The organism is Halomicrobium sp. HArcel3, assembly GCF_058933135.1.
Genome location: NZ_JBZYDN010000002.1, coordinates 97,908 through 123,737, shown reverse-complemented (window position 1 = coordinate 123,737; position 25,830 = coordinate 97,908). Strand labels below are relative to the sequence as shown.

Sequence of the window (25,830 nt, the reverse complement as noted above, 5' to 3'; positions counted from 1 at the left end):
GTTGGGTATCGGTGTCACATTCGAATGGAGGTCCGTAGTATCGTCTCTCGAGGGTGTTCGGCGGTGCAGGCACCGGTTTCGGGGTTCGGCGGGGCGATACAGACCCTCGCTTCGGGTGGAGCGAATGTCGCAGCTCTGGGGCGCGACAGCCCGCCTGGTCGCGGTGTGCGGCCCGTTTCTCAGAAGTGGTGATCGTGTCATCGACCCAACTTCTCGGGCCCGTCAGGCGCGCCGGTCGGCTTTCGAGCAGCGACCCCGGGAGAGGAAGACGGCCTCGGCGCTGGTGCGCTTGCCGCCGTAGTCGGTCACCTTCACGCAGATGGTGTCACGCTCGGAGAGCCCGCGGGGAACGTCCTCGACGAACACCTTGAGCGCGTTGCGCGAGCCCATGACGGTCGGCGGGTCGGAGCTGTAGTCGGCCTCCTCCAGCACCAGCGGGACGACCTCCCCGATTTCGACGGCCTCGGCGGGGTCACGCTGCTGAGCGCGCCGGTGGGCCCGCTCGGCGTCGGCGTCGTCGTACTTCCAGTCGGCCTTCGAGTCGGGCAGGGTGACGGCGGCGGGGCTCGCCGGCACCGGCGACGGTGCGGTTCCGCCCACGACCGTCCAAAGCCACGTCGCGACGGAGCCGCTGCCGGGCAACGCGACGGTGCCCCTCGCGACGCGGTCGACGACCGGACGCGGTCCAGCGCTCCCCCGGCCCTCGGTGATGACGACCGCCGCGGCGCCCAGCAGCTGACTGACGACGTACATCCCGCAGAGGACCACCGGTGCGGCCAGCAGCGCCAGGACGTGCGCGTCGAACGTCGCCTCGCCGACGTTGACCAGCACCGGGAGGCCCAGCGTCGCCAGCGCGTCCCGGAGCCAGGCCCACCCGGTGTCGCCGAGGGGGACGACGCCGTCCAGCGCGGCGGCGTTCAGGAACAGGAGGACGAACGAGAGGGGGAGCAGCGCGGCCGTCGCCACCCGGAACCGGGCCGTGCGGGTGAGCGGCCCGACGCGCACGTGCTGTGCGTAGAGGTGGACGACCCGGCGGACCAGGACGAACGTCGCGACGACGAGTGCCAGCACTGCCAGGGGAGTGGCGGCGGTTTCGACGACGACGGCGAGGACTGCCCCGAGCAGCACGAGTGGCGGCACCAGGACCACGGTCGGCCGGTCCGTGAGTCGCGTCCGGATCGGTGCGCGCAGGACGCGCGCCACGACCACGGCCGGCCCGGTAACGATGATCGCCAGCCAGACGACCGTCGCGAGCGGCGCTGGCCCGACGCCTCCGGGGACGGGATCGACGGCGGCGAACAGCGCCCCCAGCGCGAGCCAGACCGCGCTGGAGAGGAGGACGGCGAGGAAGTGGCCGACGACGAAGACGGTGGCGTCGGCGACGTCGACGCCGAGGGCAGTGAACGAGCGGGTCACCCCCCACTCGGGGAGCCTGTCGGATACCATCGCCAGTGGGTTTCGGAGATTCGGATAAAATCGTTTGGAGTCGTGACGAGCAGGAGTCGGGTGAGGTCTCGTCCGTTCGGTAACGGCGCGTACTACCCTGGGACAGTCTCGTCGGACCGGTGGCGGGACCAGAGTTGCCAACCCGAGATAGATACGACGACCGAAAAGCCGAGCGTCGCAACAACTGCCCAGACGCCGCCGTCACCGACGAGTACGCTGTACGCCTGCACTATAGCCGCGATACTGCAGGCGACGGTGATGAATAGTAATCGCCGCCGAGATTCGCCGGGCATCCTTGGGTCGACAGTACGACTGACCTGCTAATATAGCTACCTCAGCAAGGAGAAAGAAACAGGCGCTGTATCAACCTTCGTGGGTAGCGGAGGGCGTCATGCAGTTTCGGTGGAGCGACCAGACGGAGTTCACGACAGCAGTCCCAGACGGACGTCAGTCAGCGCCATGTTCTCGTTCGATTGTCGTGTACACATCGGCAAATGGTCTACGTGCGATCGGCTGTCGCACGAAAGTGGACGCGCGAAGTGGTGTTCACGTTCTACCGCTCGATAGCGTAGACGTACCCGTCGTTGCTCCCGAAGTAGACGGTGTCGTCGGTGACGACGGGTTTCGACTGGACCGCGTTTCCGGTCTCGTATGTCCACAGTTGTTCGCCGGTCTCGGCGTCGAATGCGCGGAGGAACCCAGGTCGGTCGCCGATGTAGAGGACGCCGTCGACGATAGCGGGGTCGCCGTTGAGCGGGCCTTCTGGCTTCTCGCTCGTCCAGCGCACCTCGCCCGTCTCGACGTCGACGGCGTAGAGGACACCCAGATAGTTGCCGGTATAGACTGTGTCGTTCCAGACGACGGGCGCACAGTTGATGTCGAGGTCGGTTTCGAGCGACCAGTGGAGGTCGCCGTTGTGGCGGTCGAAAGCGTAGAGGATGCCGTCCTTCGAGCCGATGAAGACGAATTCGTTAGCGACAGCTGCGTCAACGTCCACGTTGTCCTCAGCCGCGAATTTCCAAAGCTGCTCACCGTTAGTGGCGTCAAGTGCGTAAAAGTTTTCGTCTCTGCTTCCTATGTAGAGAACTCCATCTGTTACTGTGGGCCCAGCGAATACTCCGTCCCCAGTCGGGAAGTTCCACTTTTCGTTACCGTGTAAGGCATCAATGGCGTAGACATTTCCGTCAGAGCTCCCCACAAACACGATATCCTCAGCGACCGTCGGATTGCTGCTCCAGATGCCATCGCCAGTTTCGAATCGCCACTCTTCCGCGCCGCCTGTGCCCACCGCGTAGAGATTGCCATCCACACTTCCGATGTAAACCGTCTCGTCGTGAATCGTTGGATTCGACCAGATTTCATCCTCGGTCACGAACTTCCAATTGACCGAACCGTTCGCTGAATATAGCGAACGGAGGTGACCATCAAAGCTCCCGACGTAGAGGTTGCCATTGCTCAAAAGTGGAGAAGAAACAACCCGACCATTCGCCCAATAACGCCATCGCAACTGGTCAGGATCCGGCGTCCACTCATCGGTCTCGCTCGATGAGAGGTGCATACAGCCTGCGCTTCCGGCCGTAACACCGGTGAGCGTCGTGAGAAATGTGCGTCGAAACATTAGTACGTAGGCCCAGTATTCAACGAAATATTATTCAGATCTAGTTAGCCTACTACTGGGGGTTCAGTGTTCCGGAGAGTGGTATCGGTAGCTCCTCCGCCGGGCCAAAGGGATCGTCTGGGTTCTCAACTAGATCCCCATTAGGACTGATTTCCAGTGTCTCTCGTGGTATGGGCCGGATGATATCATTCACGTCTACCGGATCGCGTAACACGTTCACGGTTTGTCTTTTGTAGTTCCCGACCAAATCCTCGAGTAATTCCGGGAGAGACAGGATCTGTTTGTAGAGCGGTGAGGGAGCGGTGTAAGGGGTAGTACCAGCCGCAGCCTCCAGCATGAAGCTAGTCATTGGCCCATTAATCAGTTCACGTGGCTCGTACGACATTTTCTCCTGACTTTGTTGAATCCCATCGACGTAGACGGCCAGGGAAGGGTATTGGCTCGCATCCCAAACTCGCAAGAAACGCCGACCGTCAGTGAGGACGACGAAATCGATGAAGGTGAACGTGTTCGGGACAGTCGTGAGAAAGTCCAGAACGAACTGGACTTCTTCTGGAGCGGCGAGCATGGCGAGTTTCGCTTCGAGATCGTCCGACAGGTTCCATCCCCAGATCGTGTTAAAGAACTCAACAGGATCGTCTGCCGCCCGTCGTGAAGCATCTCCCATGAACCCTGCCCAGCCCCCGAGTATCGTGAGCACCCGAACACCTTCGACACCGTCAAATTCGAACTCAGTATCGTACTGATAGTGTCGTGGATGTCGATTCGATGGGCGGACACTCTCACCGTACCATTCTTCCCACGGAATGGTATTCCAATCACTTCTATGAAGTACCGTTTTCGAGTTCTGTTGATCCCCACGCGAGACTATCGGATCGTCTCCATCCGGGCCTTCCTCGGTAAACGTAATTTCGACCGTATCTTGATCGACGCCTCCATCATCAGTAGTCTCGAACGAAATTCGCACACCGTTCTCAATTCTGTAATGGTTAAAAGCGTCGTCACCCGCATCATCAACATACTTCCCCGGCTCTGACTCTCGAGCTTCTTTAAGTCTAGTCGGAAGCTCCTCAGTCATGTCCCCACCTATCCAGCTATCAAGGACCGGAAGCGCGGCCAGTCTAAGATCGTTGCCTGGAACGTCAAATTCCAACCCCGGTGGAAAGACCTGCATCAAACCGCTATCTAACGGGTGGCCGTCTTTCGATGGATTCTCTTCTTTCCCGGGAATGAATTGGAGTGTTGTAGCGGATGCACTAATACTCGAAGACTCTCCCTCGGTAATAGAAACAGAGAAAGGGATACCATCGGGCGTGTCTTTGTCCCCTCCCAAGAACACGAGCTCAGGTTTGTAGGAATATTCCTGGTCAGCCATAAATTCGATGCGCTGAGAATCTGTAAGTGCCTGCCACTCACTATCCGGATATCCTTCCGTTATCTTTAGATCGAACTGGACCGCATTCGTATCAGACACCTGGAATTGTATACCGTCATATCCATTTCCGATGCCAGCTCTGGCATGCAGACGAGTATCACTCTCTTCGAGAATTTCATCACTAGGGTTCCAGCTTCGTTTGTTGACAAGGTTTATTGAGCCCTGATCGACCGCAATATCCAGTTCGATAGAATGGCGCAGTCCAGTGTCTTGCGTATTTCCATTGAAATCGAGATAGAAACTTCCGTTATCATGCCAGAGGAAAAACCCTAGTTCGTTTGCAACGTCGAGAGAAGGTTTACCTGATAGAGTGTCGAGAGGGATGTCCTCATTAGTACTGGATGAGTCTTTCATCGATCATCACCACCGTTTGACCCAAACGTTTCACCGTCGATAGTATAGCGATATCCCCCGGTGCCGAGGACCTCAAACTGGTACGGAATTTCGGTACCGTCGCTGAAAACGAGGGTTCCCCTTTCAAGACCTTCCGTTCGTGTCTCGAACTTTCTCTCGACTATCATCCCGTGTTCGCGGTGTAGCGCTCGTTTTTTGTCGACCTGCTGTTGTTCAGGGGTCTGCGGATTCGCCTCCAAGAGTCGAATATCGTCAAAGAGCACCATGCCATGGTAGTCGAAGTCTCCCTTCGTCCGGCCACGAGGTCCTCCCTCAGCCCTGTGATCGGCAAGCTGCCAGACGATTTCGACTCGTTTGACAGACTGGAGTATCTCGTTCGAGAGGTCACGCAGGTCCCACTGGACTTCTTTCGGGGAGATCTGGGGTACCCGTTTGAACTCAGACTCGACAACGTGCTTTGGTTTTCCACGCGAGGGTCCCTCGCTTTTCTTCTTATTCTCGGATGTCTTCCCACCCTTCCCTTTCTTTCCTTTTACTGGCTTGTGGTGCAAGCGGAACTGGAAGAGTAAGTCTGAGTCCGTGTCTTCGGCCAGGCCAACGACGTGTGTCTGAAGAAACGGATACTTCGAAAAATCGATCTCTTTCAGGTCCTTTTGCTTCCGAATCGCCGGGAACAGGTCGCCCCGTACATCCACACCGAGGGCGTGTTCCCCACTGGCGATGCCGGCGGGGAACTGCTGGTCGGTGACGCGCGTCAGTTCGTTTCCACCGTCGGTCTTCCACCCGTCTCTTCCCGATTCAAAGTCTCCCAGCCGAACTGTGTTTTCCGAAGAGCCAGTATCATTTGTTCCACTGGAGCGGTTCGCGGCTGCGGTTCCAGAGAACAGCATCCCACTACCACCGGCAATTGCAGCGTATTGGAGTATCGACCGTCGGCGTTTCGATCCGAGTTTGTCGTCTTCACCCACCATATCGATACATACCAACTAATCTCCTACTATAAATAAATGTAAGATAAAATTATATCAAAATATGAAAGTACACATCCATATATCGTCTATTGGATAAAATAGTGGTTACCTGAGTTAGCCGAAATGGCTGTGGATGAAACGGATCTTGGCAAAACATTCAGAATTAGATAGTATCCGACGGTATCAATAGAAAAACACAGTCTGACCAGAAAGTCGGAAGGAGTTTTGGTATACTCTTTCAGAGATTTGGCCAATCTATTATCGATATAACTTGTTATTTATCTCTCCGCGCAAATCTCGACGAAGTTGCGCAGAATCTGCAGTCCCGTCTCCCCGCTCTTCTCGGGGTGGAACTGCGTGCCGAAGACGTTGCCAGCCTCGTTGGCGACGATGGAGGGGAACTCCACCTCGTAGTCGGTCGTCGTGACGACCGCGTTCTCGTCCTCGGGTTCGGCGTAGTAGGAGTGGACGAAGTAGGCGTGCTCGCCGTCCACACCGTCGACCAGGGGGTGGTCGCGGCGGACGTCGAGTTCGTTCCAGCCCATGTGGGGAATCTTCTGGCCCTGGGCGAAGCGGACGTTGGTGCCGGGGATGAGGTCCAGGCCCTCGACGTCGCCCTGGCCCTCGCGTTCTGCCTCCTCGCTGGTGGTCAGGAGCATCTGCATGCCGAGGCAGATGCCGAACAGGGGCTTGCCGTCGGCGGCCTGCTCGGCGAGGACGTCGCGGAAGGGCCCGGCGTTGTCCATCCCCTCGCTGAAGGCGCCGACGCCGGGGAGGACGACGCCGTCCGCCGCGTCGAGGTCGGCGGGGTCGGCCGACACCTCGACGGCGGCGTCGGCGCGTTCCAGTCCGCGCGTGACGCTGCGGAGGTTCCCCAGCCCGTAGTCGACGACGACCACCTCGGCGGCGGTCTGTTTCGTTGCCATGTGAGGAAGTTGGCCACCCGGCGTCAAGTGGCTTCCTGTTCGCGCAACGCCGGGGTGGGACGGGAAATGAGCAATTCAGTAGTCGCCCAGCCGCGACTGCCCACTCTCGGCGTCGGTGTAGTCGGCCGCCTTCGCGATAGTGTCGACGAAGGTGTCCTCCTGGCTCCGGTCGTACAGTGTCGCGGCGGGGTGGACGCAGATCAGGACCTGCCGCCGCGTTCCCTCGATTTCCACGTCGACGACGTCACCCGCCTCGGCGGTCACGGCGACGTCCCGCTGGAGGAGGTGCTCGGCGGGGACCTTCCCCAGCGTGACGACGATTTCGGGGTCGACGCGGTCGATCTCGGTTTCGAGGTAGCCCCGGCAGTTGGCCAGTTCCTCTTTCGTCGGGTCGCGGTTGTCCGGCGGCCGGCAGCGCACGCAGTTGGTGATGCGGACGTCGCCGCGGTCGAGGCGGGCGTCCCGGAGCGCGTCGTCGAGCACGTCGCCGCTGCGCCCGACGAACGGTTCGCCCTGCTCGTCCTCCCGCGCGCCTGGCGCCTCGCCGACGAACAGCAGGTCGGCGTCCGCGGGCCCAGCGCCGTTGACGATGCGCGAGCGCGAGGCGACCAGCGCCTCGCAGCGGGTGCAGTCCTCGACGCAGACGCCCTCCATCTCGTCCATGGATTCGCTGGGGCGGGCGCCGGCTTTAATGGTGCGGGAGGCGACTCGGTCGCCTGCGGACCCCCGCCCGCTGGCGACGACCGCCCGCCCGCACCGGCCGCGCGCGGCGACCGCTACCCCGTCGCCCCCGTGCCCTTATCCACCCCAGGCCCGTCGTGTCAGTATGGTGAATCCTCACCGAACTAACGGCCTCCGCGAGACCGTCGAATCGGGCGACGTCGCGCTCGGCGTGCTCGACAGCGCCTACAGCCCGACCCTCGTCGAACTGTACGGCGACCTCGGGATGGACTTCGTCTGGATCGACCTCGAACACGGCGGGCCGAGTCCACGCGACGGCGACGCGCTGGAGAACCTGCTCCGGGCCGCCGAAGGGACGGACACGGAACTGCTCGTCCGCGTCCCGGCGGCGAACGCGAGCATGGTCCGGAAGTGCCTCGACGTGGGCGTGCGCAACCTGTTCATCTCCCAGGTCGAGAGCGCGGCGGCCGTCGAGCGGGCCGTCAGCGCCGCCCACTTCGAGGTGGGCGACGAACCCGGCCGCCGCGGGATGGCGAACCCCCGCGCCAGCCGATGGGGCCAGGCCGAGGACTACGCTGCCACGGAGGACGAGGAGGTCATGGTCGGCGTCACCATCGAGAACCAGGCGGCCATCGACGACCTGGACGCCATCCTCGACGTTCCCGAACTCGGCTTCGTCTTCCTCGGCCCGCTGGACCTCTCGGTCTCGCTGGGCCACCCTGGCGAGGCCGATCATCCCGAGGTCGAGGAGGCCGTCGAGACGGCCCGGTCGAAAGCGGCAGAGGCCGGCGTCCCCGTGGGTAACCTCGCCTTCGGCATGGACGACGCCAACGAGAAGGCCGAGAAAGGCTACCAGATACTCAACGTCGGGTCCACGACGGGCGCGGTGAAGGCGGCGGCCCAGGGCTGGCTCGACGACGCGGACGTCTGAGCGGTCCCGCCCTCGGCGCGCCCCTCACTCTTCGCCGACCGCACCCAGCGTCTCCCGAATCTCGGCGACGTAGTCCCCGCGGTCGTAGCCCAGCCGCGAGATCCACACATCCTGGTACGAGGGATGCAGAATCGGCACGACGGTCGCGCCCAGCGAAGGGCATCGTTTCGGGTCGAGGACGGCGTCCAGAAACCCAGCGATGGTCTCGCCCTCGATGGCGAGGACGCTCTCCGTGGCGTGCTTACCCGTCGTGACGACCGCACGGGGTTCTACCGTCTCGATTTCCTCTCGAAGGAACGGGCGACAGTTGTCCAGTTCCGCCGCGGTGGGGTCGCGGTTCCCCTCGGGATGGCACCGGACGGCGGCGGAGAAGAAACAGTCCGCGTGGCCGTACCCTGCGTCGGCGAGCAAGGTCCGGATCTTCTGCCCCGAGCGCCGACAGACTCGCTACGCTCGACTGTCGAGGTCGGCTTCGCCATGCTCAGCCGACCGCCGGTTGGTGTATGACATCCCCGTCCAGTTGCCGCCCTGCCACTTCGGCACGTCGGGCTCTCCCTCGCCGGGGGCCTCGCCGACGACCATGATCTCGGCGTCGAGGGGACCGTTCCCCCAGGAGATGCACTCGCGGCTCTCGACGAGGTTTGGACAGCGCCCACACTGCTCGGCGAGGACGAGTTTGTCGTCGGAATCGGGGAACGGCGGCACTGTCGGCGCCACGGTCGTCGGTGGGCGGGCAGCGGATTTGTAGCTCACGGATCGCCGTCGCTCACGGGTCGGGAACGTCGGAAGAAAGCGAATCGCGCCGGGCCGACGGCGAGTGAAAGGGGTCGGCGGCCCCGGTGAATTAGACAGCTAGCGCCGGCCCGCTACCCCATGAGGTAGCGCAGCCAGGCGTTGTTCTGGACGAGGTCCAGGTCCTCGAGGTAGGCGTCGAGGCCGAGGATGCGGCCCGCGCCGATGGCGCCCAGCCCGAACAGTAGCGCCGCGTAGACCATGTGGTCGTCCACGACCCAGCCGTGGGCGATGGGGAGGCCCGCAGTGATGCCGCCCTGGAGCGCTGCGGCCCAGAACATGAGCATCATGACGGCGCCCCAGAACGCGTTCCAGCGGACGAACGCGCCCAGGATGAGTCCCAGACCAGTGAGGGTCAGCCCCCACATCACCAGGACGTCGATGACGGGGTTGCCGGCCATCGCCAGCCAGAGGTCGCCCATGGGGTTGCCCTCGGGGATGGCGTTGGCCAGGTACCCCGCCGCCGTCCAGTTGTTCTCCGCGGTGGCGTCCAGGTAGGTGATCAGCTTGGTGACCCCGCCCTGGAGCAGCACCCAGCCCATCGTGATGCGGAGCGCCAGGACGGCGTAGCCGATCCTGTTTTCCGCGTAGTCGAACTCGGTCTCCCGACCGAACAGTTCCGCGCCGAGGCGCCGTTGATTGGTTGCCATAGTGTATTCCTCTACAGTTGGTAATTGGCAGTGATACCTCTTGAAGCGAGCAGCGAGTTCCCGAAACGGGAGAACCACTCCCACGAACTGAGAATCCGGTGCGATCGAACGGTCGCTGCGCGTGCGCGGACGCCGAAGGGTCGGTGCCGAGGTTGCGGGGCCGACCGACGGCCGTCGCCGAGGTCCGACGGGCGGCCGCCGGCCAGGCCCTAAATAAACGGTCGAACGGGTTCGGCTCGCTTCCAGCCGCCCGAGAATCCCCGGCGGGGGTATACGTACGATCCCGGTAGCTGCGGCTGTAGAACGGTTCACCGACCGGACACACCACAACAATGACCGCAAACACCGACGATTCGATCGCGGAGCACGAACAGGAACTCGACGCGCTCCGCGGGGAGCGCGACGGGGACGACGCGGACGAGGGCACGTCGCTCGAACTGCCGCGGCTGTCCGTCGACCGGCGCGACTTCGTGAAGGCCGCCGGGGCACTCGGCGCCGTGAGCGCGACGGCCGGCTGTCTCGGCGTCCTCGACGGCGGCGACGGTGGGGCGAGTGGCCAGGGGACCGCAGCCGGCGAAAACGGCGAACACCACGTCGGCCCAGGCGAACTCGATCAGTACTACGGGGTTCTCAGCGGCGGTCACTCCGGCGAGATCCGCATCCTGGGGATCCCCTCGATGCGGGAACTCACGCGCATCCCGGTGTTCAACGAGGAGAGCGCGACGGGGTACGGCCACGACAACCGGACCAGCGAGATGCTGGCCAACGAGGGCGGCGACTACCGCTGGGGTGACACCCACCACCCGCGCGTCTCCCAGACGGACAACGACTACGACGGCCGCTGGGCGTTCGTCAACGACAAGGCCAACGGCCGGATGGCCCGGATCGACCTCAAATACTTCGAGACGGACGCCATCGTCGACATCCCGAACCAGCAGGGGACCCACGGCGCCTGCTGTCTCCTGCCGGACACCAAGTACGTCTTCGGCGTCGGCGAGTTCCGCGCCCCGATGCAGAACGACGGCCGCGACCTCGACGACCCCGAGGCGTACTCCTCGACCATCGCCGCCATCGACCCCGAGTCGATGAACGTCGAGTGGGAGGTCGCCGTCGACGGGAACATGGACAACGGCGACGGCGGCAAGGAGGGGCGCTGGTTCTTCACCACCGGCTACAACAGCGAGCACGGGACGACCGAGGCGGAGATGACCAAGTCGGATCGGGACTGGGTGAAGGCCTTCGACGTCCCGGCCATCGAGGAAGCCGTCGAGGCCGGCGACTACGAGGAGATCAACGGCGTCCCCGTCGTCGACGGCACGCGCGACAGTCCGCTCAACGAGGGCGACCGACCAATCGTGAAGTACATCCCGACGCCGAAGAGCCCCCACGGGGTCAGCGTCACCCCGGACGGGAAGTACGCCATCGCCAGCGGCAAACTCGACCCCACCTGCGCGATCATCGACATCGAGCAGTTGCCCGAGGTCGACGACCCGGCAGACGCCATCGTCGGTCGGCCCCGGGTCGGCATGGGGCCGCTGCACACCGCTTACGACGGCCGCGGGCACGCCTACACGACGCTGTTCATCGACTCGCAGGTCGCCAAGTGGGACATCGAGGCGGCAGTCGACGCCGAGGAAGGCAGCGAGGACCCCATCGTCGAGAAGATCGACGTCCACTACAACCCCGGCCACCTCATCGCCTCCGAGTCCTACACGGCGGACCCGGCGGGTGACTACCTCATCTCGCTGAACAAGCTCTCGAAGGACCGGTTCCTCAACGTGGGGCCGCTCAAGCCCGAGAACGACCAGCTGATCTACATCGGCGACGACGAGGGCGGGATGGAGCTCATCAAGGACAAGCCGTCGTTCCCCGAGCCCCACGACGCCTCCATCGTCGCCGCGGACAAGATCGAACCCGCGGACGTGTACGACCCCGACGACTACGACGCCGAGTACGTCGACGAGGACAGCGCGGAGGTCGAGCGGATCGACGACTCGACGGTCCACGTGAAGACCTACGTGAAGCGCAACGAGTACGCCTTCCCCGAGATCCGCGTCAGGGAAGGCGACGAGGTGACGATCACAGCGACGAACGTCGAGACGACCAGCGACATCGTCCACGGGATGGCGATTCCCGAGTACGACATCGACCTGGCGCTGGTGCCCCAGGACACCCGCGAGGTGACGTTCACCGCCGACCAACCCGGCGTCTACTGGGCCTACTGTTCGTACTTCTGCAGCGCGCTCCACCTGGAGATGCGCTCGCGGCTCATCGTCGAACCGAGCGAGTAACCGACCAGTCCCCGCCTTTCCCCCTCTCCGCTCATGACTCACACACGGATCGCACGGATGGCCGAACTCCGACGCGCGCTGCCGATAGCGGCGGCGCTGCTCATGCTCGGGGCGTTGCTGGTGCCGATGTGGCGGATCACGTTCCTGGCACCGCAGTACCCGACGACGGAGCTCGTCGTGGAACTGTACGCCTACCCCCGACTCGGCGGCGACTTCGCCGAGGTACAGGCGCTGAACAAGTACGTCGGGTTCTACTACCCGGACCCCGTCCTGATGGAGCCCAACTACGAGGTCCACGAGAAGGCCATCCGGACACCGGAGTGGGTGCTGGGCCCCGTCACCTTCCTCGCGATGGCGGCGACCGGCCTGTTCGTCGCGCTGGCGCCCACGGAGCGAAAACTCCGGCTCGGGCTGACCGCCCAGCTCGTCGGCACCCTGTCGGTGCTGGTGGTCATGTTCGCCGTCATCCAGTACCGGCTCTACCAGGCCGGCCACGCGCTGGACCCGGACGCGCCGCTCATGGGCGTCGAGGGATTCACGCCCCCGGTCCTGGGCGGCTACGCCGTCGCGAACATCAGCGGCTTCGCCTGGTTCGGGCCGGGCGGGTACATGGTCGCGCTCGCGGTCGCGTTACTCGCCGGCGCGTACCGCTGCCGGGGAAGCCGTGCCACGGTCGGTGATGTCCCGCGGCTCGTCCGCGAGCGGTTCGGGAACGGGGAGTCCGAGGACCACTCGCCCGCGCCGGGAGGTGACTGACCCGTGCGACTGGGTCGGCTGTACGCCGTGCTGACCGCGTTCGTACTCGTCGTGGCGGCGGCCGGTGCGGCCGCCGCCCCGCAAGAAGACGCCCGATCGGAGACGATCTCCGTCGATGCGGACGTCCCGGACCCCGACGCCTTCGAACCGCCCGAAGCGGACGGCGTCGCGACCGTCGACGGGACCGAGTACGGCTCCGTCCAGGCGGCCGTCGACGCCGCCGAACCCGGTGACACCGTCCGGCTCTCGGGTCGCTTCGACGAGAACGTGACCGTCCGGACGGCGAACCTTACCCTGGCGGCCGCGAGCCAGGAGGCCGCGATGATCGACGGCGGCGGCGAGGGCGACGTGCTCGCCATCGAGGCGCCGAACGTCACCGTCGAACGAGTCTGGATCAACAACTCCGGCTGGGAGGCCGACACCGAGGACGCGGGCGTGTTCGTCAATGGCACCGACGCGACGCTCGATTCGGTGCGGCTCACCGAGGTCACTTTCGGCGTGTGGGTCGACGGCGTCGACGGGGTCACCGTCGCAAACAGCACCATCGTCGGTCGCGAGGAGGTCCGCTCGCACGCCGAGCGCGGCAACGGGATCAACCTCTGGGAGACCGCGGACGTCGTCGTGCGCGGCAACGACATCACCCGGGTCCGGGACGGCATCTACTTCTCCTGGGCCGAGGGCGTCGAGGCGACGGACAACCGCATGTGGGACCTGCGCTTCGGCGTCCACTACATGTACTCCGACGACAACCTGCTGGCGGACAACCTCGCGTTCGACAACGACGTGGGCTACGCGCTGATGGTCAGCGAGAACCTTCGGATCGTCGACAACAGGGCCGTCGGCAACGACGGCGGCAGCGGCCACGGCATCCTCGTCAAGGACGTCGAGGACACCACCATCCGCGGGAACGTACTGGCCGACAACGAGCACGGCCTGTTCGCCTCCAACGGCCAGGACAACCGGATCGAGTCCAACCTGATGATGGCGAACACGGTCGGCGTCCACTCGACTGCCGGCTCCACCGACCAGACCGTCGTCAATAACAGCTTCGTCCACAACGACCTGCAGGCGTTCTCGACCAACGACGTCGTCGTCGCGTGGAACGGGACTGATGGGGGCAACTACTGGTCGGACGCCCGGACGGCCGACCGGTCCGGCGACGGCGTCAGCGAGATACGCCACCGGCCCGCCGGCACCGTCGAACAGGTGCTCCACGACCACCCCCAGGCGGCCGTCTTCGCGGAGAGTCCGGCGTTCTCCGCGGTCCGCATGGCCGAGAACTCGTTCCCGGTGCTCGAATCGCCGGGTATCGTCGACCACCACCCGCTCGTCGAATCGCCCCACGACTGGGAGCGCTACTACGCCGACCACACAGACAATGCACATCGAAACGACTGACGTGACCAGGACGTACGGCGACGTGACCGCCCTCGACGGGCTGTCGCTGTCGATCCCCTCGGGGTCGACGTTCGGCCTGCTCGGGACGAACGGGGCCGGCAAGACGACGCTGTTCAGGCTGCTGATCGGCCACGAGACGCCCGACAGCGGGACGATTCGCATCGGCGACACCACTGTCTCCGCCGCGGGGACCGAGATCCGCGAGCGTGTGGGCTACCTGCCCGAACGCGCCGGGTTCCCGGCCGAACTGACGGCCCGGGAGGTGCTCGCTGTGACCGGTCGCGTGCGCGATCTCTCGGACGTGGACAGTCGCGTCGCGTCGGTTCTCGATACCGTCGGACTCGCCGGCGACGCGGACCGACCCGTCGAGGGGTTCTCGAACGGGATGGGGCGCCGACTGGGACTGGCGACCGCGCTATTGCCCGACCCGGACGTGTTGCTGCTGGACGAACCGACCGCCGGCCTGGACCCGCTCGGCGTCGTCGCCTTCCATCGCATCGTCGAGGACGTGAGCGAGCGGACCGACGCGACCGTGCTGGTCTGTTCGCACGCGCTCGCGGAGGTCGAGCGACTCTGTGACCGCGTGGCGATACTGAACGACGGCCAGTTGCTCGCGGCGGGCGAACTGTCCGAACTGACAGCCGCGACGAGCGGCCTCGAGGAGACGTTCGAGGCCGTCGTCACCGGTGACGGACAGCCCGGCTACGAGCAGTCGGCGGCCGAACGTCCGGAAGCCAGCGAGGCCCAGCGTCCGCCAGATACCGCTCCCGCCGACCGGGAGGAGAGCGCGCCATGACCGAGCCACAGAGTGGCCCACAGAAAGAGCCACAGAGCGACGGCGGGACGCCGGTGACTTCCACATCCACCGTCGACGCAGAGGGCGACTCGACGGCAGTCAGTGGACTCGTGGGCCGGGTCGCCCTCGCCACCCGGCAGGTCGGCTCGCTCGCGGCGACGGAGGTCCGCCTCGGGCTCCGACGGCGCTGGGCCGTCATCCTCGTCGGCCTGTTCGCCGCGTTCGGGATGCTGGTGTTGACCTTCGCCGGGTCGGCACCGGGAACCGCCGGCTTCGAACGGACCGCGGCGAGTCTCGCGATGCTGGCGGTGTACGTCGTCCCGCTGGCCGCGCTCGCCTACGGGTACGACGCCGTCGTCGGCCCGGCAGAGAGCGGCTGGCTGGAGGTCCTCTCGGCGCTGCCGGTGACGCGGACCCGGATCCTGGCCGGGACGACGCTCGGTCGCGGGGTCGTCCTCGTCGGCGGCGTCGCGCTCGGCTTCCTGATCCCGGGCGCCATCTTCGTCTCCGAGTACGGCCCGTCCACCGTGCCCGCGCTCGCGACGCTGTTGCTCGCCGCGGCCGCGCTCGGGCTGGCGTTCCTCGCCGTCGCCGTGGCGCTGTCGACGCTCGTCCGCGAGAAGACCCACGCGCTCGGCGCCGCGCTACTGGCGTGGGTCTGGTTCGTCCTCGTCCACGACCTGCTCGCGCTCGGCGTCGTGGCCGCGTTCGACCTCTCCGAGGGCGCGGTGACGGCGCTGGTCCTGGCCAACCCCACGTCGGTGTACCGCGTGCTGGTGCTGGGCGAACTCGGCGCCGGCGGGACCGGCGGCTTCGCGAACGTGCTCTCGGCGGCCGGGCTCTCGACGGGCCTGCTCGCCGTCGCGCTGGCCGCGTGGGTCGCCGTCCCCCTCGCCGCAGCGGCGCTTCTCGTCCGCTGGCGCGGGACCATCGCGGCGACCTGATAGTGGTGGTTGTAACTCGTTACCGGTGATCGTCGGTCCGGTCGCGACGACGAACGTTTCTGGATTACAACCACCACTATGACCCGCGCGCCGCGCGCCGGTGACGGTGTTCGGGCGAACGTGTTCGGCCTGCCTGCCAGATTTCGGGAATCGGCTACGGGCATTTATCCCGTGACGACGACCGTTCAGGTGATGTCAGAGAAACCATTCGAGCGACGGACGTTCATGTACGCGACGGGTATCGCCGGAGCCACGCTCCTGGCCGGCTGTTCGGGCGGCGGCGACGGCGGTGACGGTGGCGACGCCGGAAGCGACGGCGGCGACAGTGGCGACAGCTCCGACGGGGGCGACAGCTCCGACGGCGGAAGCGACGGCGGCGAGCGGTCGTTCCTCGACGAGGAGCCGAACTACGACGGCTGGCTCGACGGCGCGAACAACTACGAACAGACCGTCGACTGGACCGGCCAGGACGAGGTCACCGTCATGGTCGGGTACGAGGGTCTCTCGTTCGACCCAGCGGCCATCGCCATCTCCAGCGGGACCACCGTCACCTGGGAGTGGACCGGCGAGGGCGGGAGCCACGACGTCGTCTCGCAGGACGACGGTCCCCTCGACGCGGAGACCGCCTCCGAAGCGGGCCACACCTACAGCCACACCTTCGAGGAGTCGGGGACGTTCATCTACTCCTGTACGCCCCACGAGGCCGCCGGCATGAAAGGCGCCATCCACGTCGAGTAGGCCGACGAACGCCGTCCACACTGCTGCCCGATCCATTCTCGTCGCGTTCTTTTTCGCGGTTGCACGGAACTGTGAGCGGCGGGGCCGCGAAGACAGAAATCTCGAACGGGTCCGTTCGTGACGTTCGCCGGCGCTCGTGGCGCTCGTCGATTCTCGTAACGCTCGCTGGTCAGGCGTCGGGGAGGCCGACGTCTGGCCCGACGGCGCCCACTTCCTCGTCGGTCAGGTAACACTGCGGGTCCGGCGCGAAGAAGTCGTCGTGGACGGTGAGCGCGCGCAACCGCGACCCGCCGCGACAGATGTCCCTGTACCGGCAGTCGGCGCACTTGCCGGTTAGCTGGTCGTCGCGGTTCCGGAGCGCTCCCAGCACCGGATTCGAGTCGTCCGCCCAGATGGCGCCGAACGGTCGGTCGCGGACGTTGCCCAGCGAGTAGTGCTGCCAGAACTGCGTCGGGTGAACGTTGCCCTGGTAGTCGACGTTGGCCACGCGCTCGCCGGCGGGGTCGCCCCCGTTGATCCGGAGGTAGTCGTGGATGCGCCGGGCCTGTGCCTCACCGAGGTGTTCGCGGGCGTACTCGACGATGAAACCCGCGTCGGCGTAGTTGCCCACCAGCAGCGTCTCGATCTCCTCGCCGTGGTCGTGGTACTCGCGGGTCATGTCGCAGACGCGCCTGACCGCCTCCCGGCGCTCGGTCGGCGTGAGGTCGGCGTCGAGGATCTCGGTGCCGCGCCCGCCGTAGTCGAGGTGGTAGAAGCAAAAGCGGTCGAGGCCGACGTCGGTCAGCAGATCGACCACTCCTTCGAGATCGGCGGCGTTGTGGTCGGTGATGGTGTAGCGCAGGCCGGTCTTCAGCCCCGCGTCGAGGCAGTGCTCGATGCCGCGGACGGCCGCGTCGAAGGCGCCCTCCTTCCCGCGGAAGGCGTCGTTGCGCTCGGAGAGGCCGTCGACGGAGACGCCGGCGTACTGGAGGCCCGCGTCCCGGAGCGCTGCTGCCCGCTCTTCGGTGATCAGCGTCCCGTTCGTGGAGAGGACGGGCCGGAGGCCGCGGTCAGCGGCGTAGGCTATCAACTCCTCCAGGTCGTCGCGGACCAGCGGTTCGCCACCGGAGAAGAGGACGACCGGCGCGCCGTAGTCGGCCAGGTCGTCGAGGAGAGATTTTCCCTCCCGCGTGGAGAGTTCGCCCGGCGCCGTCTCGGTGTCCGCCGAGGCGTAGCAGTGGGTGCAGTAGAGGTTGCACTGCTTCGTGAGGTTCCAGACGACGACCGGGCGGCGCTGTTTCTCCTCGGTTATCTGTGGCTTGCCGGACTCGTCGGCCGCGTCGTAGCGCAGGCCGTCGCCTTCGGCGTCCAGGTCGCAGAGCAGCTTGCTGACGGAGATCATCGGTTGGCGAGCCTCACGTTCGCGGTCGTCCGCCGGGTCACCTCGTCGGCCGGACAGACCCACAGCGTCACGGCGTCCCGACCCACCAGCCGTTCGGCCTGCTCGACGGCCACCTCCCGCGAGGGCGCGGTGACGCTGCCGGCGTGCCGTGGCGGGTCGGTCGCGTCCTCGCTGACGAACAGGTCCCACTCGCGGCCGTTACTCGCCCGCGGTGCGGTCACCTCGTGGTTCAGGTCGTCCGTCTCACTGTCCGGCGCTGACGATTCGGTCGGCATGCCCGTCGCTTGCGCGCGCGCGACCTAACCCGTACAGCCTGTTCCCAGCGACTGGGAATCCGGTTACGTCGTTTTTCGTGACGAGCAAGTACACACCCGCATGCGACCGCCCGCGGACACGGCCGAGCGACCACTGGTACTGATCTGGGAGGTCACCCAGGCCTGTGAACTCGCCTGCGAGCACTGCCGCGCCGACGCCCAGCCCGCCCGCCATCCTGACGAACTCACCACCGCGGAGGGCAAGCAGTTGCTCGACGACGTCGGCGAGTTCGGCGAGGGACAGCTGGTCGTCCTCTCCGGCGGCGACCCGATGAAACGCCCCGACCTCGTCGACCTGGTCGACTACGGCACCGACCGCGGGCTCTCGATGACGCTGACCCCCAGCGGAACGGACGAACTCACAGCCGACGCCATCGACGACCTTGCCGACGCCGGTCTGCGCCGGATGGCGGTGAGCCTCGACGGCGCGACGGCCGACTCGCACGACGCCTTCCGCGGCGAATCGGGAAGCTTCGAACAGACGCTTCGCGCCGCTCGCGACGCCGCCGACGCGGGGCTGCCCCTGCAGATCAACACGACGGTGTGCGCCCAGACGGTCGAGGAACTCCCCGCCATCGCCGACCTGGTCGAGGAGATGGGCGCGGTGCTGTGGAGCGTCTTCTTCCTCGTCCCCGTCGGCCGCGGCGTGGTGCTAGACCCGATCTCGCCGGGGCGGGCGGAGCGGGTGATGGAATGGTTGCAAGGGGTGAGCGACGAGCGGCCCTTCGGCGTCAAGACGACCGAGGCGCCCCACTACCGGCGTGTCGGCATCCACAAGCGGCGCGAGGAGAGCGAGGGCGCCGGAGGCAAAGATCCCGGCACGAAGCGCCGCGCCGGCATCGTCGCCGGCGACGGCTTCGCCTTCGTGAGCCACACGGGCGAGGTGTTCCCGTCGGGGTTCCTGCCGAAAGCCGCCGGCAACGTCCGCGAGGACGACGTCGTCGACGTGTACCGGAACTCCGAGCTGTTCACCGCACTCCGGGACAGGGATCAGCTGAAGGGCAAGTGCGGCGCGTGTGAGTTCAAGCACGTCTGCGGCGGGAGTCGCTCGCGGGCGTTCGCGACGACCGGGGACCCGCTGGAGAGCGACCCGCTGTGTGGGTATATTCCCGACGGCTACGACGGCCCGCTGCCGGGAGACTCCGAGCACCCCGTGTCGAGCACGTGAATGCGCGCGTTCGCTGTGACGCGTTCGAAGCCGCTGGAGAGACGGGCCGTCGGCTTCGGGAACATCGAGCCTGAACGGAGCGGTAGCGGCGGGTGAACGACGTCAGCGCCACGCCTACGTTTCGGTTACCCGTCTCGCAGGGAAGCGCCGCGGTGACGACGTCCTCCGTCGTGACGAGTAAGCGCCCCGTAGTGATGCGGTTCGCGCGAGACACCACGGGCTACTCCAGCCGGCGTCGGCCTTACTGGCTGGACCCCGGAAAATAACAATACGGCGACGGCGCCTACAGTCGCCCATGGCATATCAGGTCGACTGTAGCCAGGGAGACGAGTTCATGATCAAGTCCGAAGACGAGCACGAGGTCATCGAACACGTCAAAGAGCACGCGAAGGAGAAACACGACATGGATCTGAGCGACGACGAAGCGCGCGACATGATCCAGTAGGTCCGAAGCTGATTCAGTAGGCCCGAAGCTGATTCTGTTCACGCGGCGATCCGTCCACCGACGGCGTCGAAAACAGCCCAGTTGACGGGCGCGAGCCGTGAGCCCCGAGTCGTCTCCGCTTCCGAAACCGAACCGCTCCTACCCCTCGTAGCCGGCGTACTCCATCAGCTGTGCGAAGATGTCGGTGTCCATGGCCTCCTTGTAGACGATGCCGCCGACCATGCCGCCGGGGTAGCTGGTGCCGTTCATGGCGTGGCTGACCTTGTGGCAGTGCATGAGGTAGATACCGGGGTCGGCGTCGGCCTCGAACTCGATGGTGTGGCGCTGGGCGGGCGGGACGTCGGTGATGTCCTGGTAGTTGCGGGCGGCCTCCGGGATGGTGCCGCCGTCCCGGGCGATCACCTGGAAGCGGTGGTTGTGGAGATGCATCGGGTGGTTCATGTACCCGTTGTTGCAGAGGTGGATCCGGACGGTGTCGCCGTGTTCGACGATGATGGGCGAGCCGTCTTCAGGGTGGAGGGTCCGGGGGGCGCACTTCCCGTTGATGGTGAACGTGTCGGGGCGGCGGTTCCGGACGTCGTAGGTGACGTCCTGGCCGGCCATCTGGCGGTTGAGGCGGGAGTCCCACTCCTTCATCGTGAGGAAGTACTCCTTGTCGGCCTCCTCGTATCCCTTCGGGTCGACGCGGAAGATGCCGTACATCCCCATGTCGATGTGGCGATGGGTCTGGTAGTGGCAGTGATAGAGGTGCGTCCCGGGGACGTTGGCGGGGATCTCGTAGGTGTGCTTCTCGCCGGGATTGATGGTGATACCCGTCGTCGTCGGGACGCCGTCGTTCTCCCAGGTCTTGCGCACGCCGTGGAAGTGGACGGTGTGGGGCTGCATCCCGTCGGTGTTGTCGAAGGTGACCTCCATGTCCTCGCCCTCGGTGGTCCGGAGGATGGGGCCGGGGACGCTCGGTTCGCCGTCGTCGGCCGAGAACGCCCACACCTTCGGCAGTTCGACGGGGCCACCCATCGACTGGCCGGGGTGGGCCAGGTGGCGCGCGGGCGTCGATGTGAGCGTGACCGACCCGCCCTGTTCGTCGACGTCGACGACCTCCGGGGGCGACGTCGTGGGGAGGTCCGACGCCGACTGCTGGGGCGTGGGGTCGCCCGCGCCGGCGTCGACGCTACGTTGCGTTCCGGGTGTGGAGACACAGCCAGCGACGCTCGCCAGTAAGCCAGTACTACCGGTCGCCTTCACGAAGTCGCGCCGCGAGATACCGCGTCCGGGTGCGCCGATGTGCTTCGTCATACAGGAGGTGATAAAGACCCGCAGTATATACCCCCGGAGGGGCGTTCTCAGCGGCGAAGAACCGTTCCCGGCGACTGGGAAAGCCCGCGTCCAGTTTATATGGTGTCGTCGTATCTCACACCGATGAACTCCCAGACGTACTCCCGCCGGAGCGTCCTTCGCGCCGGCGCCGGCGCCGCTATCGGCGGCGCGGCGCTGGCCAGCGCCCGGCCCACGCGTGCACAGACTACCTTCGACGGCTACCTCGACAACGCAGACAACTACGACGGCGTCGTCGACGAGACGGGCAGCGGCGAAGTCACCGTCGAGGTTGGCACCGAGGCCAACGGCGGTAACTTCGGCTTCGGCCCCGCGGCCGTCCAGGTCGACCCCGGCACGACGGTCACCTGGGAGTGGGTCGCCGGGAGTCACAACGTCGAAGCCGAGGACGGCAGCTTCAAGAGCGAACTCACCGACGAAGCGGGATTCACCTTCGAGCAGACCTTCGAGGAAGAGGGCGTGGTGAAGTACTTCTGCATGCCCCACAAGTCGATGGGGATGAAAGGCGTCGTGGTCGTCGGCGACCCGAACCTCGGTGCCAGCGGGAGCGGCGGGGAGTCGGGCGGCAGCGACGCCGGCGGCTCCGGCGGCGGGAACGGCGAGCTGACCGGCGCCGACTGGGGCGCCATCGCGTTCGGCGTCTCGCTCGTGGCCGGCCTGCTGTCGCCGCTCGCGTTCGCGGCGTTCCTCGACAGGGACGACGGCGGGCCGATGGCGGGCGAACGTGTTCGACGGTGAACGCCCCAGATCCGCGTCACCACCCGGCGATGTCGGTGGGGTTATGGTGCTTCCGTCCAGAGACCGGCAGGAGAGATGGTCCGTGACCCGTTCGGCGACCAGGAGGGGCCCGACTTCGAGGACGTCCTCGACGCGCTCGACGACGAGGACTGTCGGGCGATCGTCAAAGCGCTCGACGAGCCCATGACGGCCAGCGAGATCTCCGAGGCCAGCGACGTCCCGCTGTCGACCTGCTATCGGAAGATAGAGCTGCTGACGGAGGCGTCGCTCCTGGCAGAGGGCGTCGAGGTGCGCCCCGACGGGCAACACGCGAGTCGGTACGCGATCGACTTCGAGGAGGTCGTCGTCATGCTCGACGAGAACCGCGAGTTCGACGTCGACATCGCCCACCGCCCCCGGTCGGCGGACCAGCGCCTGGCCACGCTCTGGTCGGAGGTTAGAAAGGAAACATGAGCCCGCACGTTCCAAGTTCAGAGATCGGTATCATCGCGACGAAGACGCTCACGCTCGTCCTGGGCGGCCTCATCACGTACTACTCGTACAAGGCGTACAAACGGACCCAGGCGCGCGAGTTAGGCGCGCTCGCCCTCGGGTTCGGGGTGATAACGATCGGGGCGTTCCTCGGCGGAATCCTCCACCTCGTGGTGGCCCAGTTCTTCCACATCGACCTGGCTATCCCCATCTTCATCGAGAGCCTGCTGATGACCGCCGGCCTCGGCGTCATCCTCTACTCGCTGTACGCCCGGTGACCAGACGCGGTCCGCCTTTCTCACGCGCTCCCTGGCAGTAGTCCCCGTATCGAGTAGTCGCCGTGACGCACGACGACCAGCGTCAGGTTGGCCGCGAACAGCGCCACGCCGACGGCGAGAACGACCGCCCCCGCCCGACCGAACCCGGCGCCGAGGGCGTCGCGAGCGGCGAACAGCCCGCCGCCGCCGAGGACGGAGAACAGTTCGACCGCGGCGACCCGGCCGTCGTAGAGGTCGTCGACCAGGGGCACCGGTTCGAACCCGAGCCGGTCGCTGTACTCGCGGACCCAGATCAGGAACGGGACGATGTGGTAGAGCGTCCCCGCGACGACGAACCCGACGACGCCGGCGAGCAACAGTGGGCCGACGGTCGGGGCGCCGTACAGGGAGGCCAGCGGTTGGGTCCACCAGGCGACGGTGGCAGTGACGCCCCACGCCACGGCGAACCCGGCGACCAGGCCGTACCGGGTGAGCATCGGGTTCCAGTCGACCCGCGTCAGGCGGAGCCGGTTCGCGAGGACGACGCCGACGCCCAGGAAGGAGATGGCCACGACCAGCCCGCCCGCCCTGGCGAGCCAGCCGTGGGCGAGGAGTCGTCCCAGTGCGAGCGCGGCGACGCCGACGGGATAGAGCACCGTCTCCGCACGCTGGAACCGCAGTTCGAGGGGCCCGAGTTCCGTCTGAGTGAACATCGTCGCGAGCTGGGAGAGGGCGCCGACGACCGTCGTCAGCACCGCCCCGAACACCGCCAGGGTGGCGTGGGCGCCCAGGATTCCGTAGTGGTCGACGCCCGCGACGGGGAACAGGCCGAGCGTCAGGTCGAGGGCGAGCAGCGGCCCGAGCGCCGTCACGGCCAGGAACCACGCCAGCGCCACGGCGAAGTGGCGCTCGGTCACGTCGAACTCCTCGACCCCGCTCAGCGTGCGCCCGAGGTTGTAGACGAACGTCCAGAACCCCAGCGCGGCGACGAATCCTGCAATCGGCGCCAGTTCGATCCGACCGGTGAGAAACGCGCTCGCCAGCCCGGCCAGTCCCAGCGTGACGAGTCCCAGTTGCCAGACCGCCAGCCGGCGGGAGTGCAGGCCGACGTTTGACCACACCGGGACGAACTGCGTCATCGCGCCCATGATCGTCACGCAGACCCAGCCGGCCAGCAGGAGGTGGACGCGCCCCAGCGTTCCGGGACGGCCCGCCGGTCCGACCGCGACGGTGAGGGCGCCGGCGAGCAGAAAGGCCAGGCCGACGAGGAAGTGGCCGAGGGGAACGGCGGTCGGCGGGCCCCGGTCCGCGTCGAAGTCCGCGGGTATCGCGCTCATGGATCGACGGAGGGCGCCGACGTTGCTGGCTCTGGGCCCGAACATATTCGGGGAAACGGTCGGCGGCGTCGGGCCGGTACGGTCACCCATGGAAGACGCCACCCGGTCCGTCCTGGAAGCGACCGACGCACCGAGCGACGCCCCCGTCGAGACGCTGGACGTCGCCGCCGCCGGCCCGCCTGCTCCGTTGCGGCAGACCCTCGAACTGCTCCCGGAGCTTGCCGACGACGTCGTCCTCGTCCAGTACAACGACCGCGCGCCACAGCACCTCTACCCGAAGCTCGACGACCGCGACTACGCCTACGAGACGGTCGAACAGGCCGACGCGACCGCCACGGTCATCTGGCGAGAACAGTGACGAGTTCGTCCGCGAACGAGGGGGCGACGGCCGACGGGCCGACTGGCGAGAGCGAACTGCGACAGGTCCGCGAGCGCGCCGAGACGATCCGGGACGAGGAGGTCGCACGAGCGTACTCGCGGCTGGCGGCCCGCGGCGACCTCACGCCGGAGGAGCGCGCCGCCGTCGCGGAACTGGCCGACCGGATCGTCGAAGAACTACTGGCGGCGCCCGCTCGCGGGGTCGCTGGCGCGGCGGAAAACGAGGCGGTCGCGGAGGCGGTCCGTGAACTGTTCCTGGAATAGACGAGTCGCGACCTACGCCTTCGCGAGGACGACGAGCGCCCGTGCGTCCGTGACGGCCTCCGGCGATATCTGGCGGTCCCCGTCGAACCGGAGCACGTCGCCCGCCGACAGGTCGTGGGTCTCGTCGTCGAGGTCGAGGGTGATCTCGCCGTCCAGCACGTGAAAGAGGATCTGCCGGTCCGGGTGGTCGTGGGCCGGGACGCGCTGGTCGGTCGACAGCGAGAGGTGGACGGTCCGGGGTTCGCCCTCGAACAGCGCCGCCCGCCCGTCTTCGTCGGCCGCGTCGACGTTGGCTCGTTCGACGGTCATGGAGTCACACCTTCGGCAGCGTCGCGACGAACTTGCCCGGTTCCGCCCGCTCGCAGTCGTAGTTCTCCGCGTCGAAGGCGTCGACCTCGGCCTGGAACTCGTAGAACAGCGGCTTGGGCTCGTGGTCGTTGACGATTTCGAGGGCCTCACCGCTCCCGAGCGCCTCGAAGGCCGAGTGGATCATCGGGTGGCGTTCCGCCGGCGGGATATCGCGCAGGTCGAGCGTCGTTTCTGGCATGCGACTGGCGGTTCGTTCCTGGGCCCGGAGGGGGTTCCCCCGAATATGTTCGGTCGGTGGAGTTGGCCGCGAGTACGGTCACTCGAGTTCCGGCTCGAACTCGCCCTGCGCGAGGCCGCGTCGAACTGGCTCGTGGGCCACCTTCCCCGGCGGCGGCGCGGTCACCAGCGTCGCCTGGAGTTCCGTCTCGGCGCGCACGCCGCGCTTCTCCCCGGCCGGGACGACGACGACCGACCCCGGTTCGACGTGGTGGTCGGTTTCACCCTCGCGGACGACTCCCTCGCCGGAGTGGACGGTAATCGCCACCTGGCTGTCCGGCGCGTGGACGGGGATGAACTGGTCCGGGCGGAAGTAGCCCATGACGACTTTCTGGCTGTCCGATTCGTGGAGGACGTGGGCGCGGAATCGGTCGTCCTCGAACGCCCGCTCGCTCGTGAAGTCTGTCGCGACCATACCGGAGGGTCGGTG

Annotated in this window: 28 protein-coding genes and 1 pseudogene; 14 read left to right on the top strand and 15 right to left on the bottom strand. The window is 66.2% G+C overall.

Annotated elements, in window-relative coordinates:
• Window positions 1-222: 222 nt before the first annotated feature.
• The 6 genes from AC5FRV_RS06425 to AC5FRV_RS06400 form a co-directional block, all read right to left on the bottom strand.
• Window positions 223-1,446 carry a hypothetical protein gene (locus tag AC5FRV_RS06425; protein ID WP_493560277.1) on the bottom strand — a complete coding sequence of 408 codons (1,224 nt, stop codon included), beginning with the start codon at window positions 1,444-1,446 and terminating at the stop codon, window positions 223-225.
• A 553-nt stretch (window positions 1,447-1,999) separates the two neighbouring features.
• Window positions 2,000-3,064, bottom strand: coding sequence for an outer membrane protein assembly factor BamB family protein (locus tag AC5FRV_RS06420; RefSeq protein ID WP_493560276.1), 1,065 nt, complete (start codon window positions 3,062-3,064; stop codon window positions 2,000-2,002).
• 52 nt (window positions 3,065-3,116) lie between these two features.
• Window positions 3,117-4,853 (bottom strand): hypothetical protein, encoded by a 1,737-nt coding sequence (locus AC5FRV_RS06415; RefSeq protein WP_493560275.1) that lies wholly within the window; start codon window positions 4,851-4,853, stop codon window positions 3,117-3,119.
• On the bottom strand, window positions 4,850-5,824 hold the full coding sequence (locus AC5FRV_RS06410; RefSeq protein WP_493560274.1) for a hypothetical protein: 975 nt from the start codon (window positions 5,822-5,824) through the stop codon (window positions 4,850-4,852). Before AC5FRV_RS06410 ends, AC5FRV_RS06415 begins: the two co-directional genes overlap by 4 nt.
• 278 nt (window positions 5,825-6,102) lie before the next feature.
• Complete coding sequence (hisH, locus tag AC5FRV_RS06405) at window positions 6,103-6,750, bottom strand: imidazole glycerol phosphate synthase subunit HisH (protein ID WP_493560273.1); 648 nt, start codon at window positions 6,748-6,750, stop codon at window positions 6,103-6,105.
• 75 nt (window positions 6,751-6,825) lie between these two features.
• The gene (locus tag AC5FRV_RS06400; RefSeq protein WP_493560272.1) at window positions 6,826-7,413 is read right to left on the bottom strand and encodes a uracil-DNA glycosylase; all 588 of its coding nucleotides are present in this window, start codon (window positions 7,411-7,413) and stop codon (window positions 6,826-6,828) included.
• Between the two features lie 163 nt (window positions 7,414-7,576).
• Here AC5FRV_RS06400 and AC5FRV_RS06395 point away from each other — a divergent pair, with 163 nt between their 5' ends.
• Complete coding sequence (locus AC5FRV_RS06395) at window positions 7,577-8,362, top strand: HpcH/HpaI aldolase family protein (protein WP_493560271.1); 786 nt, start codon at window positions 7,577-7,579, stop codon at window positions 8,360-8,362.
• A 24-nt stretch (window positions 8,363-8,386) separates the two neighbouring features.
• On the opposite strand, the pseudogene AC5FRV_RS06390 reads toward AC5FRV_RS06395, so the two are convergent.
• Window positions 8,387-9,067 (bottom strand): annotated as a pseudogene (locus AC5FRV_RS06390) (uracil-DNA glycosylase).
• 161 nt (window positions 9,068-9,228) lie between these two features.
• Window positions 9,229-9,804 (bottom strand): DoxX family membrane protein, encoded by a 576-nt coding sequence (locus AC5FRV_RS06385; protein WP_493560270.1) that lies wholly within the window; start codon window positions 9,802-9,804, stop codon window positions 9,229-9,231.
• Window positions 9,805-10,136: 332 nt separating this feature from the next.
• Between AC5FRV_RS06385 and nosZ the strand changes: the two genes are divergently transcribed.
• The 6 genes from nosZ to AC5FRV_RS06355 all read left to right on the top strand — a co-directional run bounded on the left by nosZ (window position 10,137) and on the right by AC5FRV_RS06355 (window position 16,727).
• Window positions 10,137-12,095 (top strand): TAT-dependent nitrous-oxide reductase, encoded by a 1,959-nt coding sequence (nosZ, locus tag AC5FRV_RS06380; protein WP_493560269.1) that lies wholly within the window; start codon window positions 10,137-10,139, stop codon window positions 12,093-12,095.
• A gap of 33 nt (window positions 12,096-12,128) precedes the next feature.
• On the top strand, window positions 12,129-12,851 hold the full coding sequence (locus tag AC5FRV_RS06375; protein ID WP_493560268.1) for a hypothetical protein: 723 nt from the start codon (window positions 12,129-12,131) through the stop codon (window positions 12,849-12,851).
• Window positions 12,852-12,854: 3 nt separating this feature from the next.
• Window positions 12,855-14,249, top strand: a complete 1,395-nt coding sequence (gene nosD, locus AC5FRV_RS06370; protein WP_493560267.1) for a nitrous oxide reductase family maturation protein NosD — start codon at window positions 12,855-12,857, stop codon at window positions 14,247-14,249.
• Window positions 14,230-15,045, top strand: a complete 816-nt coding sequence (locus AC5FRV_RS06365) for an ABC transporter ATP-binding protein (RefSeq protein WP_493560266.1) — start codon at window positions 14,230-14,232, stop codon at window positions 15,043-15,045. Before nosD ends, AC5FRV_RS06365 begins: the two co-directional genes overlap by 20 nt.
• Window positions 15,042-15,989, top strand: a complete 948-nt coding sequence (locus AC5FRV_RS06360; protein WP_493560265.1) for an ABC transporter permease — start codon at window positions 15,042-15,044, stop codon at window positions 15,987-15,989. The genes AC5FRV_RS06365 and AC5FRV_RS06360 overlap by 4 nt, the downstream gene beginning before the upstream one ends.
• 192 nt (window positions 15,990-16,181) lie before the next feature.
• On the top strand, window positions 16,182-16,727 hold the full coding sequence (locus AC5FRV_RS06355; protein WP_493560264.1) for a halocyanin domain-containing protein: 546 nt from the start codon (window positions 16,182-16,184) through the stop codon (window positions 16,725-16,727).
• 169 nt (window positions 16,728-16,896) lie between these two features.
• Here the strand turns inward: AC5FRV_RS06355 and AC5FRV_RS06350 are convergent, their stop codons facing one another.
• Window positions 16,897-18,108 carry a TIGR04347 family pseudo-SAM/SPASM protein gene (locus tag AC5FRV_RS06350; protein WP_493560263.1) on the bottom strand — a complete coding sequence of 404 codons (1,212 nt, stop codon included), beginning with the start codon at window positions 18,106-18,108 and terminating at the stop codon, window positions 16,897-16,899.
• A complete protein-coding gene (locus AC5FRV_RS06345) occupies window positions 18,105-18,383 on the bottom strand; it encodes an Htur_1727 family rSAM-partnered candidate RiPP (protein ID WP_493560262.1) in 279 nt (92 codons plus the stop codon). Before AC5FRV_RS06345 ends, AC5FRV_RS06350 begins: the two co-directional genes overlap by 4 nt.
• Before the next feature lie 100 nt (window positions 18,384-18,483).
• On the opposite strand from AC5FRV_RS06345, the gene AC5FRV_RS06340 reads away from it, so the two are divergent.
• Both AC5FRV_RS06340 and AC5FRV_RS06335 read left to right on the top strand, forming a co-directional pair.
• Window positions 18,484-19,590: a TIGR04053 family radical SAM/SPASM domain-containing protein gene (locus tag AC5FRV_RS06340; RefSeq protein ID WP_493560261.1), complete on the top strand. Its 1,107-nt coding sequence runs from the start codon at window positions 18,484-18,486 to the stop codon at window positions 19,588-19,590.
• Window positions 19,591-19,885: 295 nt separating this feature from the next.
• Complete coding sequence (locus AC5FRV_RS06335) at window positions 19,886-20,035, top strand: DUF1059 domain-containing protein (RefSeq protein WP_493560260.1); 150 nt, start codon at window positions 19,886-19,888, stop codon at window positions 20,033-20,035.
• A 138-nt stretch (window positions 20,036-20,173) separates the two neighbouring features.
• Here the strand turns inward: AC5FRV_RS06335 and AC5FRV_RS06330 are convergent, their stop codons facing one another.
• On the bottom strand, window positions 20,174-21,331 hold the full coding sequence (locus AC5FRV_RS06330) for a multicopper oxidase domain-containing protein (RefSeq protein WP_493560259.1): 1,158 nt from the start codon (window positions 21,329-21,331) through the stop codon (window positions 20,174-20,176).
• A gap of 123 nt (window positions 21,332-21,454) precedes the next feature.
• On the opposite strand from AC5FRV_RS06330, the gene AC5FRV_RS06325 reads away from it, so the two are divergent.
• The 3 genes from AC5FRV_RS06325 to AC5FRV_RS06315 all read left to right on the top strand — a co-directional run bounded on the left by AC5FRV_RS06325 (window position 21,455) and on the right by AC5FRV_RS06315 (window position 22,857).
• Window positions 21,455-22,108, top strand: a complete 654-nt coding sequence (locus AC5FRV_RS06325) for a halocyanin domain-containing protein (protein WP_493560258.1) — start codon at window positions 21,455-21,457, stop codon at window positions 22,106-22,108.
• A 75-nt stretch (window positions 22,109-22,183) separates the two neighbouring features.
• Window positions 22,184-22,561: a helix-turn-helix domain-containing protein gene (locus AC5FRV_RS06320; protein ID WP_493560257.1), complete on the top strand. Its 378-nt coding sequence runs from the start codon at window positions 22,184-22,186 to the stop codon at window positions 22,559-22,561.
• The gene (locus AC5FRV_RS06315; RefSeq protein ID WP_493560256.1) at window positions 22,558-22,857 is read left to right on the top strand and encodes a DUF7521 family protein; all 300 of its coding nucleotides are present in this window, start codon (window positions 22,558-22,560) and stop codon (window positions 22,855-22,857) included. The genes AC5FRV_RS06320 and AC5FRV_RS06315 overlap by 4 nt, the downstream gene beginning before the upstream one ends.
• 20 nt (window positions 22,858-22,877) lie before the next feature.
• On the opposite strand, the gene AC5FRV_RS06310 is transcribed toward AC5FRV_RS06315, so the two are convergent.
• Window positions 22,878-24,173, bottom strand: coding sequence for a hypothetical protein (locus AC5FRV_RS06310; protein WP_493560255.1), 1,296 nt, complete (start codon window positions 24,171-24,173; stop codon window positions 22,878-22,880).
• Between the two features lie 88 nt (window positions 24,174-24,261).
• Between AC5FRV_RS06310 and AC5FRV_RS06305 the strand changes: the two genes are divergently transcribed.
• Together AC5FRV_RS06305 and AC5FRV_RS06300 are read left to right on the top strand one after the other, a co-directional pair.
• On the top strand, window positions 24,262-24,531 hold the full coding sequence (locus tag AC5FRV_RS06305; RefSeq protein ID WP_493560254.1) for a DUF2249 domain-containing protein: 270 nt from the start codon (window positions 24,262-24,264) through the stop codon (window positions 24,529-24,531).
• Complete coding sequence (locus AC5FRV_RS06300) at window positions 24,528-24,815, top strand: hypothetical protein (protein ID WP_493560253.1); 288 nt, start codon at window positions 24,528-24,530, stop codon at window positions 24,813-24,815. The genes AC5FRV_RS06305 and AC5FRV_RS06300 overlap by 4 nt, the downstream gene beginning before the upstream one ends.
• 12 nt (window positions 24,816-24,827) lie before the next feature.
• Here the strand turns inward: AC5FRV_RS06300 and AC5FRV_RS06295 are convergent, their stop codons facing one another.
• The 3 genes from AC5FRV_RS06295 to AC5FRV_RS06285 form a co-directional block, all read right to left on the bottom strand.
• The gene (locus tag AC5FRV_RS06295; protein WP_493560252.1) at window positions 24,828-25,124 is read right to left on the bottom strand and encodes a cupin domain-containing protein; all 297 of its coding nucleotides are present in this window, start codon (window positions 25,122-25,124) and stop codon (window positions 24,828-24,830) included.
• 4 nt (window positions 25,125-25,128) lie between these two features.
• Window positions 25,129-25,362 carry a DUF2249 domain-containing protein gene (locus AC5FRV_RS06290; RefSeq protein WP_493560251.1) on the bottom strand — a complete coding sequence of 78 codons (234 nt, stop codon included), beginning with the start codon at window positions 25,360-25,362 and terminating at the stop codon, window positions 25,129-25,131.
• 78 nt (window positions 25,363-25,440) lie between these two features.
• The gene (locus tag AC5FRV_RS06285) at window positions 25,441-25,815 is read right to left on the bottom strand and encodes a cupin domain-containing protein (protein WP_493560250.1); all 375 of its coding nucleotides are present in this window, start codon (window positions 25,813-25,815) and stop codon (window positions 25,441-25,443) included.
• Window positions 25,816-25,830: the final 15 nt, after the last annotated feature.